Origin of the sequence: uncultured Polaribacter sp. (assembly GCF_947503875.1) — a bacterium.
Taxonomy (GTDB): domain Bacteria; phylum Bacteroidota; class Bacteroidia; order Flavobacteriales; family Flavobacteriaceae; genus Polaribacter.
Window position 1 is genome coordinate 163,879 of record NZ_CANNFH010000003.1, and the last position, 12,419, is coordinate 176,297.

The following is a 12,419-nucleotide window of genomic DNA, read 5'->3' on the forward strand; positions in this document are numbered from 1 at the left end:
GATTAAAATAATCTTTTAAAAAAAGCGCTCAGAAATTTACTAGTTGGCATGGTAGCCATAATTTTTAAATCTTCTAAAAATGAAGTCTCGTCATCTAAAAATTTTAAAATTTGTTGTGTTTTATTTCTTTTAAATAGTCTTGAAAAAAGACTCGCTCCTAAATAATTTTCCTTAGATAGCACATCTAACATCAACAAATCATAAAACCAAAATTTATTCCTTTTATGAAATGTATTTAAGGGCTTATCACGCTTTAAAAAATCTAATAAAACAGCTGTTTTCTTTGTGGTATTTCTAAAGGTAAAACCTGTACTTGCTTTAGACCAACCACCTGCAGTACCAATATTTACAATATTTTTTGAATTACTTTTCCAGAATTTATAAGATGTCATTGGTATAATACCATCCTCTTTTTCAATTATTTTATAGTTGGTAATTCCTTTTTCTGCAAGATAGTTTTGTATTGCTTTTTCGTAAGTTTCGTATGCCAGTAAATCTTCAGAAAACAACGTATATTCAAAAAGTACTACCTTTTTACTTAATGGTAAAATATACATGAAACGTGTATTTCCTTGTTGCTGAATTTTAAAATCCATAAAAGTAGCAACACTATCATTAAAAGTATCTTGTTCTACCTCTACAAACCAACCCACAAAATGTTGTTTTAAAACTGGGTATTTTGTTTGTTCTAAATACGTTTTATCAAAAACAACACTATTTAAAACATGCTTACTTTTATATGTAGTACTGTTAGTAGTAACTAACGCAAAATTATTCTGTTGTTCTATTTTTTTTATGGTTGAAGATAAGAATTCGAAATTATTTTTAGTAGCTACAAAATCCCAAATTTTGTTGTAAAAACTGCTACTTCTTATCATTTTATATTGATAAGGCGCAATGTTTTCTTGGGTGGCATAAAATTCGCTATCAAAAATAATTTCTTTCCAAGAAGTATGCAAAATAGCATCCCACTCTCCTGCACCATTCTCCCAATAGCACCAAGTTCTATCGTTTTGGGTTTTCTTTTCTTTGTCTACAATTAAAATACTTTTATTATCAAAAAAAGTATCTTTTGCCATTCTGTAGGCCATCATTAAACCAGCAGCACCTGCCCCAACTATTATGTAATCGTAGTTTTTCATTAAAAAAATAAAAAGGTTGAAAAGAATACAGTAATAGCAATTAATATATGAATGGAAACTTTTTTATGCGATTGAATTTGAAATTTATTGTAGAAAAAATGCGCTATAGCTGCAATTACAAACCAAGCAATATAGTTCTTTAATGGTACTACTCCATTTTCAAATTCCCAGAAATCAAAACGAGGTGCAGATATTTCTATAACAATGTCTAACAACATCATTAATAAACCACCCAATAAAAATCTTACGAATGTATTTTTGGAGATTATTTGCGCTAAATCTGCTGTAATAACTGTTAATACTCCCCAATTTACACATATCATTAAAGGAACGCCGCCTATTTTATAACCTAAGTTTTCTCCATACACATAAGTGCCAAAGAATAAACTATAATTTACGCCTAAATATTCAACCAAAAAGCCAATAAAAAACGGAATAGAAAATGCGAGAAAAAAGCGAGAATTAATTTTATCTAAATTCCAAAGAATAAAAACTAAGTTTAGCATTAGATTTAATGGTGTTAAACTTAAAAACCATTCTGATTGAGATGATAATATGCCCAAAATACCAGAAATATTAAACAACCAAACGGTAAAAATGGAAATGTAAACTTTATATTTTGCAATCATTTTAATCATTTAAAATAAGTTCAGACACTATTTTACCCGATAGCAAGCATAATGGAATTCCGCCTCCAGGATGCACACTTCCTCCACAAAAATAAAGGTTTTTAATTTCTTGACTAAAATTAGGGTGTCTTAAAAAAGCCGCAAATTTATTGTTGCTAGATGCACCATACAAAGCACCTTGATAAGATTGCGTATTCGATTCTATTTTTCTAGGATCTAAAATAGATTCATAGCCAATTAATTTAGCAAAATCTACATTTAAAATTCTAGAAAGTTTTGTAATAATGTTTTGTTTTGTTTTGCTAATAATAGCATCCCAATCTTGCCCAGTATTAGAAGGTACATTTACCATTACAAACCAATTTTCTTTACCTTGTGGTGCGTCTGTTTTTTCTTCTTTTGAAGTAATATTCACATAAATTGTTGCATCTTCAAAAACATCTTTTTTGTTAAAAATATAATCGAATTCCGTTTTATAATCTTCAGAAAAGAAAATATTATGCAAATCTAATTCTGGAAATAGTTTTTCTATACCCCAATAAAAGATTAAAGCAGAACTTGAACGCGGTTGTTGTAATGTTTTTTCTGGTGCCTTTTGCTTTTTTAGTAGTTTACGATAAGAAGGTACCACATCTGCATTAGAAATTACTACATCTGCCAAATGCTTATTTTCATTTTCTATAATACCTATTGCTGTTTTTTGTTCCACTAAAATTTCATCAACTAAAGTATTAAACTGAAAAGTAACTCCAATATCTTTAGCTAACTGATACATACTTTTAGTTATGGAATGCATGCCTCCTTTTGGAAAATACGTACCAAAATACTGCTCTAAATGCGGAATCATAGACATAATTCCTGGTGTTTGATAAGGTGAAGAACCATTATAAGTCGCAAAACGATCGAACAATTGTACTAATTTATCATCTTTAAAAACAGCTGCATTATAATTGTGCAAAGTTGTATTAATATCTAAACTATTTACTTGAAAAATAGCTTTTACAGTGTCTTTAGACAAATACGTATTTAATTTATGTAAAGATTTTTCTAAAAATAGTGATGCTGTTAAATCGTACTTCTTTTTACTTTTTTCTAAATAGTTTTCAATGGATGAATCATCAACATTAAAAGATTTTTTTGCATTGTCCGCAAACTGTTTTACATCCGCTTTAGCGGAAAAACGTGTACCATCTTCATAAAAATAATTGCAAACCGTTTCTTTTTTCTTATAATTAAAATAATCTGCTATATTTTTATGGGTAATAGAAAATAAATCTTCTATAAATTGGGGCATTGTAAATAAAGATGGCCCCATATCAAAACGATAACCTTCTTCTTCAAAAGCTGTTAATTTGCCTCCAAAATAAGCATTCGCCTCAAAAACTGTAACTGAATATCCTTTAGATTGTAAACGAATCGCAGTAGATAAACCACCAAGACCTGCACCTACAACAATTGCTTTTTTTGATTTTTTATTCATTAGAATTGGTGTAAATAATGAGTCTGATAAAGGTTACGATTTATAAGATAAAGTGTTGCAAAAAAACGCGAATATAGATTACATAAGAAATTAACTTAACTTAGGTTTTCTAAAGTACTTAAAAGGCACAAACAACATTCCAAAACATTCACTATCTTCTTTTCCCATATTTTTATGGTGAATTTTGTGTGCTTTTCGTAAACCTAACAAATATCTATTTTTGGTGTGCTTAAACCATTTAAAACGTTGGTGAATTAAAATATCGTGCACTAAAAAATAAGCTAAACCGTAAAATAAAATTCCAAAACCAATTGCTGCCAACCAAAAAAGTTGATTACCCAAACCAAAGTATATAGATAATGAGCTTGGTAAAGCAAAAATCACAAAAAACAAATCGTTTTTTTCAAATAGATTTTCATATTTAGGTTGATGATGATCTTCATGCAAATACCAACCAAAACCGTGCATTACATACTTGTGCGTTAGCCAGGTTATGCCTTCCATAGTGCAAAAAACTGCAAGAGTAATTAAAGCGAATAACATTTTAAATCATGTTTAATTTATACTTTACATAACTTCTTGCCAATAAATTTATTTTCATTGGGTCAGAAATACGTATTCTTGTATCCATAATTTTTTCTGATGGTACATTGCTTAACTTTTTAAGCAATCTTCTATAATATCTATACGCCATGTAAACGCCAAACTTAGCTTCTACAGGTAATTTTAAAATACCATTTGTATAGGCATATTCAAAATCTGCTTCAATTTCATTTATAATCAATTGCTTAGAGTTCGCATCTAATTGATTCAAATCTACATTAGGAAAATAAGACCTGTTTAACAACTCAAAATCGTCTTTTAAATCTCTCAAAAAATTCACTTTTTGAAAAGCTGACCCTAAACGCATTGCTGCATCTTTTAATTCTTCATATTGTTTATCGTCTCCGTTTACAAAAACTTTTAAGCACATTAAACCTACAACATCTGCAGAGCCATAAATATATTCGTTATACTCTTCTTGAGTTGTATATTGGGTTTTGTGCAAATCTGCTTTCATACTTTTTAAGAAAGCTACTACCATTTCATCTGGAATATTGTAACGATTTACGGTTTGTTGAAAAGAATTTAAAATAGGGTTTAAACTAATGCCTTGCGCTTTTGCAATGTAATAATCACGCTCAAAATGCGCCATTAATTCTTCCTTATTATAATCATGAAAAGTATCTACAATTTCATCTGCGAATCTTACAAACCCGTAAATATTGTAAATATCTGTTCTTATAGAAGGAGATAACATGTTTACAGCTAATGAAAAAGAAGTGCTGTATTTTTTAGTAACTAACTTACTACAACCGTTAGAAACGGTATCAAATAATTCTTTCATATTAGTGATTGTTTTTTTTAATTAATTCTGATGCTATTTTACCTGAAATTAAAGCAGGTGGCACACCTGGCCCAGGCACTGTTAATTGCCCAGTAAAGAACAAATTATTTACTTTACTACTTTTTATTTTAGGTCTTAAAAATGCCGTTTGTAAAAGTGTATTTGCCATACCATAAGCATTTCCTTTATAAGAATTGTATTCTTCTTTAAAGTCTTTTACACAAAAAGATTTTTTAAAGATAACACTATTTTTAACTTCTTGATTGGTTAATTTCTCAAACCTATCAATTATTTTATGAAAATACTCTTCTCTTAATTCTTCTGTATCCTCTATACCTGGTGCTAAGGGAATTAAGAAAAAACCAGCTTCTTTTCCTTCTGGAGCAGATGTTTTGTCTGTCATAGAAGTAAAATTAGCGTAAAATAATGGATCTGAAGGCCATTTTGGAGCATCATAAATCTCTTCTGCATGCTTATCAAAATCGGTATCAAAAAACAACGTATGATGACTTGCATTTTCTATTTTTTTATCAAACCCAACATAAAACAATAAAGATGAAGGTGCAAACGTTTTTTTGCTCCAAAAATTCTCTGAATATTGTCTTTTATTCTGGTCTAATAAAGTTTCTGTATGATGATAATCTGCACCACTTAAAACCAAACCTGTTTCAATTGTTTTACCATTTACTACTAAACCAGATACATTATTTGCTTTATCTGTTAGAATTTGCTCTACATTTGCATTTACCTCAAACTTTACACCCAAAGACGTAGCTAAAGACACCATACCTTCTACTACCTTATACATACCACCTCTAGGGTGCCATGTACCCAAGCCAAAATCTGCATAATTCATAAAATTATAAAATGCAGGCGTATTACTTGGTTTAGCACCCAAAAATAATACAGGAAATTCTAAAATTTGAATTAACTTATTACTTTTAATATTTTTACGAACTTGTTTCCTAATGGTAGAAAAGAATTGAGAAACGCGAGCAACAGTTGTTGTTGTTACCAATTCTAAAGGAGAAATACCAGGTCTATACACCAAATCTTTTATAGCAGTATCATAATTTGATTTTGCAGAATCTAAAAACGATTTTAAGTGCTTAGAACTCCCTTTTTCTTCGTTTTCAAACATTGCATAAATGTTTTCTAACTTATCCGAAATTTCTAGCGAATCATTTTCTCCAAAATAAACCTCATAACCAGGACTTAGTTTATCTAAAGTATAATAGTCTGAAGGTTTTTTACCAAAGTCGGCAAAGAATTTTTCAAATACATCTGGCATCCAATACCAAGATGGACCTAAATCAAAAGTAAAACCATCTTTTTTATACTGTCTTGCTCTGCCGCCTAAAGTGCTATTTTTTTCTAAAACGGTTACTTTAAAACCTTCTTTAGAAAGGTAGCATGATGCTGATAAAGCGGAAAAACCAGAACCAATAATATATATTTCTTTGCTCATTTGTGTTGATTGTTTAACAAATATATTTAAAAATTAAACAATACAATTTTTGAGCGTTAAAATTATAATTCTTTTAACAAATGGGTTACTGTGTTGTAAAAGGAAATGTCAAATTCGTAGTTATTGTCTTTAACAAAGTCTGTTTGCCTACCAATTGCAATAAATTTATGGTCAGTATCTTTTAAAATGTAATTTATTTCTTCAAAATATGGCGCAACTTTATCATCATAAGGTTGCACTGTCATAGAGGTTATAAAACACAAATCTCTTTTATTCTCAAAAAAATAGCTTAAATTGTTTAACGGTAAACTTTGCCCTAAATAAATAGTATGATGCCCTCTTAAAACCAACTCATAGTTTAAATACAATAAACCTAAATCGTGAATTTCATTTTCTGGTAAAAACAAAACATAGGTTTTGTTGGTATCCGAAATTCCGTATTGTAAATTTTCTGTATTGATATGAATTTTCTGAGCGATTAAATTAGAAATAAAATGTTCGTGCGCAGGTAAAAGTGTGTCTGTTTGCCACAAAAGACCAATATGCTCTAAAAACGGAATAAAAACATCTTTAAATATTTCTCTGAAAGGTTTTTTATGTAGTAGCTTATCATAAGTATTGTTAAACAAAACTTTATCAAATTGCAACATGGCAAGCTTAAAAGAATTTATCGCTTCATCATTTATTGCAGTTGCAAATGCTACTTGCCTTGCCTGAATTTTTAACTCTTCTTCAGACATTTTTGCTATTTTAGATATTTTAAAACCGTTTTTACTCAACAATACCGTGTTTAAAAGCTTTTGCAAATTGGCATGAGAATAATATCTTATATTTGTGTCTGTTCTTTGAGGAACTAATAAATTATATCTTTTTTCCCAAATACGAATGGTATGCGCCTTAATACCTGAAATATTTTCAAGGTCTTTAATCGTAAAATCTTGTTTTATATTGTTCAACCTAAAATCATTTTAACTTAGACAAATATAGGAGTTTTTCAGCAGAAAAAATAATTTTAAAAAAAATGTAACATTATTTAACTTATTTCTACTAATAATTAACAAACCAAAATTGAAAGTGCGAAAAGAATTAGAAAAAAAATTTTTAGATGATTTTGAAACAAATCAGAATATAGCACATAAAATTTGTAGAATTTATACTACAAACCAAAGTGCGCACAACGATTTATTTCAAGAGATAACCATACAGGTTTGGAAAAATTACCCAAAGTTTCGGGGAGATTCTAAATTTAGTACATGGATGTATAGAGTAGCTTTAAACACAGCAATATCATTGTATAGAAAATCTACAAGACGGGTTAAAACACAAGATTTTGATGCTGTTTCGTTTAAAATAAAAGCTACAGATTATGATGATACAGAAGAATTACAGCTAAAAGCGTTGTACAAAGCGATACATCTGTTAAATGATATTGAGAAAGCACTCATTTTTTTATACTTAGAAGATAAACCGTATAAAGAGATTTCGGAAACATTAGGAATATCTAGTGTAAATGCAAGAGTTAAAATGAATAGAGCCAAAGAAAAATTAAAAAACATTTTAAACCCATAACTATGGATTTATTAGAAAATTATAAAAAAGCTTGGGACAATCAGTCCAAAGAAACAGATAAGCTAAACAGCGTAGAAATTTACAAATTAGCCAAATCTAAATCATCATCTATTGTAAAATGGATTTTTATTATCGGTATTTTAGAATTTGTTATTTTAAATTCGATGTACTTTTTTGTTGATATGGATGCCGCTTATGCAGAATATAAAAAATTAGGTTTGTATAACTTTGTGTTTTACTCGCAATTTTTTGCTTATGCGATTATCTTTTACTTTCTATTCCAATTCTATAGAAATTATAAAAGAATTTCTGTTTCTGACTCTACAAAAGTTCTAATGAAAAAAATAATACAAACCCGTAAATCTGTAAAAAATTATGTAATCTTTAATCTAGGTTACATGGCATTAATTATGTTTATTGTAGTTGTTGCCGAAATTAATTTAAATATTGATGATATAAGTGCAAAACAAATTCTATTAGTTTTACTACTTAGTTTGGTTGTTTGTTTGGTACTTTTAGGGTGTTTGTTGCTTTTTTATCAATTACTTTATGGTTTTTTATTAAGAAAATTAAAACGTAATTATAAAGAATTGGCTAAATTAGACGACTATAATTAACATAATACAAATGAAAAAATATATAACTTTATTCTGTTTAGGACTTTCTATGACTAGTTTTTCTCAAAAGTCTGACTTTTGGGAACACGTGCAATTTGGTGGTGGTTTTACACTTAATTTTGCAAATAACCAAACCAATATAGGTATCGCTCCTAGTGCTATTTATAATTTTGATAATGGTTTTGCCTTAGGTGCAAGTGTAAACTACTTACATTCTAAAATTAACGATTTTACCACAAACCTTTACGGGGCAAGTTTAATCTCTCTATACCAAACAAAATTTGGTTTTCAACTTTCTGGTGAATTTGATTATAACTTCGCTAATCAGCAAATATTAGGAGGTGGCACTACAAACTTAAACTTTCCGGCATTGCATTTAGGTGTGGCCTACAACCAAGGCAGGTTTGCAGTTGGTTTAAGATATGATGTTTTGTATGACGAAAATAATAGTGTATTTGCTTCACCAATATCTCCTGTTGTTCGTTTTTACTTCTAAAAATTTTGCAATTCTTTTAATAGAATTTCATGCATTTGATTTGTATAATCTAAATGGGTAACTATTCTTATTTTACCTTCACCCATAGGCGTTAATAAAATATTTTTGGCTTTCATTTTTTCAATAAAATGGTCTGCCCCAATTTTATCATCCACATAAAAAATGAGAATGTTGGTTTCTACAGGTTCTATTTTGGTTATGTAACTGCATTTTTCTAAAACTATAGCAATTTCTTTGGCTTTTCTATGATCTTCTGCCAAACGTTGCACATTATTATTTAGCGCATAAATACCAGCTGCTGCCAAAAAACCAACTTGTCGCATTCCGCCACCTAACAATTTACGCAATCGTAATGCTTTTGCAATACTTTCTTTAGAACCTAATAATAACGAGCCAATTGGAGCTCCTAAACCTTTAGACAAACAAATAGAAATGGTATCAAAAAGTTGCCCAAACTGTCTAGGGTTTTCATTTTTAGCCACCAAAGCATTAAATAAACGCGCACCATCTAAATGATAAGCTAAATTATTTTTTTGAGCTACTTTCTGTATTTTTTCCAATTCAGTAAAATCCCAACAAGCACCACCTCCTTTATTTGTAGTATTTTCTACACAAATTAATTTTGTAAATGGCAAATATATTTGTGGCTTTACTGCTGCAAATTCCTCAATTTGGCTTGCTGTAAACATTCCTCTTTCTCCGTCTATTAATTTACAGGTTACTCCAGAATTAAAAGCCACTCCTCCACTTTCGTAATTATAAATGTGTGCATATTTATCTGCAATTACCAAATCTCCTGGTTGTGTGTGTAATTTTATTGCAGTTTGATTTGCCATTGTACCCGATGGAAAAAAAAGTGCTGCTTCCATACCAAACATTTTTGCTACTTTTTCTTGAAGTTGGTTTACAGTTGGATCCATTTGAAAAACATCATCACCTACTTTTGCATGCAACATTGCTTCTAACATTTCTTTTGATGGTTTGGTTACTGTATCCGAAATTAGGTCTATTATCATTTTTTGGACTTTTGGTTTTTGGCTCCTAGCTCTTGGCTCTTGGTTCTTGGTTCTTGGTTCTTGGTTCTTAATATGTATTCTAAAATAGTCGAAAAGAAATATTAAATCATTATTTTTTTTAAACTAACTTAGAAAAGTAATTGCTTCCTTTTGGAAAGCTTAACATAAGATATTATTAATTACCAATTGGAGAACCATCTGGAATTTGTGGTGCTAATGTTTTTTTATGTGAATTTGGATTTTTCAAATAAACTTCAATCATGTTAACCATTGCTTTATTATATATTATTTGAACTCCATTACTTTTTTTATTCTCAAGAATTTCTTTGATGTCATTCAGCTTATACAAAACAATAGCATTTACTTGTTGGTATTGGCTTTTGTTAGCTCCCAAATAAAATAATTGTTCCAAAACCTTAGTATTTATTACATTTTGCAATTCTTGATAATACTTATTTTTATGCGTCTTTTTAATGGTTTTATTTGTCAACTCATCAATTAACTCCTCTAAACCTAATTGACTTTCACTTAAACTTTTATGTGCAATTAAACGCGACATTCTTTGTGGATTTAGCAATAAGTTTAAACTCATTTCAGCGGCCGTTTCAACAGCACTAAAAGCATCAAAAGCTACGCCTAACTTACTTTTAAAAGATTCTCTTGTTCTTCCAAAACCCATCGCCCTTGGCGGAAATAAGGCTAACTTTTCTTCTGGAATAGCAACTTCATTAACATTTAAGGTTTGTAAAACTGCTTGCAAGGCAATGCGTTCTGTAGTGCCAGACACTCTTTTTACTATGGTTTGGTTGTCTCCTTTTACAGCATAACTGTACTCTAATCCACCAATTAATTTTGTAGTTGCTTCTGTTTGGTATCTATGGAAAAAATAAAGTGGCACAAAAACATCTTCTAAAACAGAATAGGGTTGTTTTGTTTTAATATTATCCGCAGAAAAATTAGCAATTGCCTTTTTTCTAATTTTTAAAATATTGTATAATTCATCATGTATATTACCTCCATTATCCCACAAATGTGCTGCAGAACTTGCACTTCCTTGAGATCTTGCATCTTGATCTGACAAATATTTTAAACCTTTTTTTGTAGCACTTTCTAAAATAAGATTCAATTCTTCTGCTTCATTTTTACCTTCAGGAAAATCTTGATAAAAATAAGCAACTGTTACTTTATCCCAAGCACCTATTTTGGTATCGTAAGCATCAGAAAAATTGATACTACCATCTTCTTTTAAAGAAAATTTTGGATGTGGATAATCCATAACAGAACTTCTATTATTGGTACTTGCAGCAAAATTATGAGCAAAACCTAAAGTATGCCCAATTTCGTGAGCAGACAATTGTCTAATTCTTGCCAAAGCCATTTGTAAAGCAAAATCGTCATTTGCATTATTATTGGCATAAGGCGCTTGTAAAGCTTGTGCAATTAAAAAATCTTGACGAATCCTTAAACTTCCCAAACTTACATGACCTTTAATAATTTCTCCGGTTCTTGGGTCAGAAATACTTGCTCCATAGCTCCAACCTCTGGTAGATCTATGCACCCATTGTACCACATTATAACGCACATCTAAAGGATCTGCGTTTTCTGGTAACATTTTAAATTGAAAAGCATCTTTATAGCCAGCAGCCTCAAAAGCCTGATTCCACCAACGACCACCATCTAACAAAGCAGAACGCACAGGTTCTGGAGTTCCTCTATCCAAATAATAAATAATAGGTTCTTTGGCTTCTGAAATTTTAGCATTTGGATTTTTCTTTTCCAAACGATGTCTATAAATAAAACGTTTGGTAATAGATTCGTTTACAGGTGTTGCATAATCTAAATAAGACATGGCATAACCTCCAGAACGTGTATCAAAACTTCTAGGTTTGTAATTGTTATCTGGTAATTCTACAAAACTATGGTGCTGATTTACAGAAACTGCTGTTGCATCTGGCGTTACACTTCTTATATTGTAACCTTTAGGTTTTCCTTTAAAAGTAAGTAAAACATCAAACTCAACATTTTTAGGAAATGCTTTGGTTCGCTCTAAATTAAAAGCACTTCTGCTTTTATCTAAACTATAATTCCCCTGATTATTTCTAGCCAACGTATTTGCAACTCCATGTGCATCTCTCATAAAAAACGAAGAAGCATCTACTAAATAGGTGTTATTTTTAGTCTCTTTAATGGTAAAACCATGCAATACAGATTTTGCAAACGCTTCTTTTACAGATTTTTTTTCTTCAATATTATTGGTAATTGCCCTATATTTTAAATTGGGTTGCACCAACAAAATTTTATTCCCTGCCTTTTTAAAATGCACTACTACTCCACCACCTAATTGCCCTCTATCTATACCAATATCATTAGAACCAATTCCTTCAGACAATGCGTTTACATATAAAAAATCAGTATTTAGTTTGTCTATTTCTAAATAAATTTTATCTTCATTTTCATCATAATAAAAAGTGAAATAACCTTGATATTTTGTAATACCTTTCTGTATTTTTTTTGTTGAGTTTTCAGTAAAAAACTGAGAAAACCCTTGAAAATATAACGAAACGAAAAGAAGAATAAATACTTGTTTTTTCATGATAAAATTTATTTTTTATTTG

12 protein-coding genes are annotated in these 12,419 nt (G+C 29.9%); 3 read left to right on the forward strand and 9 right to left on the reverse strand.

The window, feature by feature from the left end; translation table 11 throughout:
* Positions 1–2: 2 nt before the first annotated feature.
* The 7 genes from Q0684_RS05740 to Q0684_RS05770 form a co-directional block, all read right to left on the reverse strand.
* Positions 3–1,142 carry a lycopene cyclase family protein gene (locus Q0684_RS05740; protein WP_299013697.1) on the reverse strand — a complete coding sequence of 380 codons (1,140 nt, stop codon included), beginning with the start codon at positions 1,140–1,142 and terminating at the stop codon, positions 3–5.
* Complete coding sequence (locus Q0684_RS05745; RefSeq protein ID WP_299013698.1) at positions 1,142–1,780, reverse strand: carotenoid biosynthesis protein; 639 nt, start codon at positions 1,778–1,780, stop codon at positions 1,142–1,144. The genes Q0684_RS05740 and Q0684_RS05745 overlap by 1 nt, the downstream gene beginning before the upstream one ends.
* Complete coding sequence (gene crtD, locus Q0684_RS05750) at positions 1,773–3,251, reverse strand: 1-hydroxycarotenoid 3,4-desaturase CrtD (protein WP_299013699.1); 1,479 nt, start codon at positions 3,249–3,251, stop codon at positions 1,773–1,775. Before crtD ends, Q0684_RS05745 begins: the two co-directional genes overlap by 8 nt.
* 90 nt (positions 3,252–3,341) lie before the next feature.
* Positions 3,342–3,755: a carotene hydroxylase gene (locus Q0684_RS05755; protein WP_366140194.1), complete on the reverse strand. Its 414-nt coding sequence runs from the start codon at positions 3,753–3,755 to the stop codon at positions 3,342–3,344.
* Between the two features lie 40 nt (positions 3,756–3,795).
* On the reverse strand, positions 3,796–4,638 hold the full coding sequence (locus Q0684_RS05760) for a phytoene/squalene synthase family protein (protein ID WP_299013701.1): 843 nt from the start codon (positions 4,636–4,638) through the stop codon (positions 3,796–3,798).
* A gap of 1 nt (position 4,639) precedes the next feature.
* Positions 4,640–6,106: a phytoene desaturase family protein gene (gene crtI, locus Q0684_RS05765; protein WP_299013702.1), complete on the reverse strand. Its 1,467-nt coding sequence runs from the start codon at positions 6,104–6,106 to the stop codon at positions 4,640–4,642.
* A gap of 62 nt (positions 6,107–6,168) precedes the next feature.
* Complete coding sequence (locus Q0684_RS05770) at positions 6,169–7,062, reverse strand: MerR family transcriptional regulator (RefSeq protein ID WP_299013703.1); 894 nt, start codon at positions 7,060–7,062, stop codon at positions 6,169–6,171.
* Positions 7,063–7,180: 118 nt separating this feature from the next.
* Between Q0684_RS05770 and Q0684_RS05775 the strand changes: the two genes are divergently transcribed.
* The 3 genes from Q0684_RS05775 to Q0684_RS05785 are packed head-to-tail and all read left to right on the forward strand — an operon-like array spanning position 7,181 to position 8,788.
* Positions 7,181–7,675 carry an RNA polymerase sigma factor gene (locus Q0684_RS05775; RefSeq protein ID WP_299014363.1) on the forward strand — a complete coding sequence of 165 codons (495 nt, stop codon included), beginning with the start codon at positions 7,181–7,183 and terminating at the stop codon, positions 7,673–7,675.
* A gap of 2 nt (positions 7,676–7,677) precedes the next feature.
* Positions 7,678–8,292: a hypothetical protein gene (locus Q0684_RS05780; RefSeq protein ID WP_299013704.1), complete on the forward strand. Its 615-nt coding sequence runs from the start codon at positions 7,678–7,680 to the stop codon at positions 8,290–8,292.
* Positions 8,293–8,302: 10 nt separating this feature from the next.
* Positions 8,303–8,788 carry a hypothetical protein gene (locus Q0684_RS05785; protein WP_299013705.1) on the forward strand — a complete coding sequence of 162 codons (486 nt, stop codon included), beginning with the start codon at positions 8,303–8,305 and terminating at the stop codon, positions 8,786–8,788.
* Here the strand turns inward: Q0684_RS05785 and Q0684_RS05790 are convergent.
* Complete coding sequence (locus Q0684_RS05790; protein WP_299013706.1) at positions 8,785–9,804, reverse strand: GntG family PLP-dependent aldolase; 1,020 nt, start codon at positions 9,802–9,804, stop codon at positions 8,785–8,787. The genes Q0684_RS05785 and Q0684_RS05790 overlap by 4 nt on opposite strands.
* Positions 9,805–9,979: 175 nt before the next feature.
* On the reverse strand, positions 9,980–12,397 hold the full coding sequence (locus tag Q0684_RS05795; protein ID WP_299013707.1) for a zinc-dependent metalloprotease: 2,418 nt from the start codon (positions 12,395–12,397) through the stop codon (positions 9,980–9,982).
* Between the last annotated feature and the right edge of the window lie 22 nt (positions 12,398–12,419).